Consider the following 1,037-nt stretch of genomic DNA (forward strand, 5'->3'; position numbering starts at 1 on the left):
TGGAGGAAATTCTCCACAAAAATATCTTTGAGTAGAGCGGCTCGTCTTTTTGTGTTTATACGTCGTTGTATTTAAATTTTACTCGGTCGCTAGATGCTCCTAAATTTAAATTCTCTATAGCCGAATGTGGCGTCTTAGAATTTTAGCAAAGGTTTATCCTGTAATACTGCGCCGTGAAATTTCAGCGAAGGCTTATTTTGCTGCATATCTCAAAATTCTTAAATTACCCGCGCCGGCCTACTTAAGCTCTAAAGCGCTTGCCTTATTAATTCGCCCAAGGGCAAAATGCCGCGCCTTGCCTTATTAATTCGCCGTGGAATTTCGCGGTAAAACTAAATTTTAAAATTTGGCCCATTTAATTTGGCCCATTTAAATTTAAAAGCGCACGACTATCGCAAAAATCATCCGATATTATTGGCGACGCCGGCCTAATTTTAAAATTACACCATCGCCCCTATATACGGCTATAGTCGTTAAATTTTAAGCAACAATAGGCGATAAAATTTTAAGAATTTCGCCGCCCAGCATTTCTTTATGCCACCAAGCCCACAAAACTGCCTAAACCTTCTTAAGCTTTACGCTAAATTTGCTTCCGCGTCCTACTTTGCTACGTAGTGAAATCTGCGCGCCATGGATCTTTGCGATTTGTGAGGCGATGGCTAGTCCGAGCCCCGCGCCACTATTTTGCTCGTGATTTCTGGAGCGCTCGATTTGATAGAGCTTGTCCCAAATTTTATTTTGTAAGGTAGGCTCGATGCCCTCTCCGTCGTCGCTTATGCTAAGTTCGCACGCGTCTGCGCTCACGCAAAGCTCTAAAATGACGCTGCTGCGCGTAAATTTTAAAGCATTGCTTAAAAGATTGTTAATCAGCCTGATCAAAAGCAGCTCATCGCCGTTTACGCGCACGCCCTCGGCTATCTGCGAGCTAAAGCTTAGCCCCTTTTGTGCGCACAAAAGTTGAAAGTCTTGCGCGCACTCGCTTGCGATTTTGCTTAAGCTTACGGGTGCCAAATGCACGCCACACTGCAAGCGGGCAA

1 protein-coding gene is annotated in these 1,037 nt (G+C 44.3%); it reads right to left on the reverse strand.

Annotated features, from left to right (window positions below):
• Nucleotides 1-558: 558 nt before the first annotated feature.
• A partial coding sequence (locus Q0256_RS06960; RefSeq protein ID WP_297961556.1) for a cell wall metabolism sensor histidine kinase WalK occupies nucleotides 559-1,037 on the reverse strand: 479 nt, incomplete at its 5' end.

Source organism: uncultured Campylobacter sp., assembly GCF_937949835.1.
Lineage (GTDB): Bacteria > Campylobacterota > Campylobacteria > Campylobacterales > Campylobacteraceae > Campylobacter_B.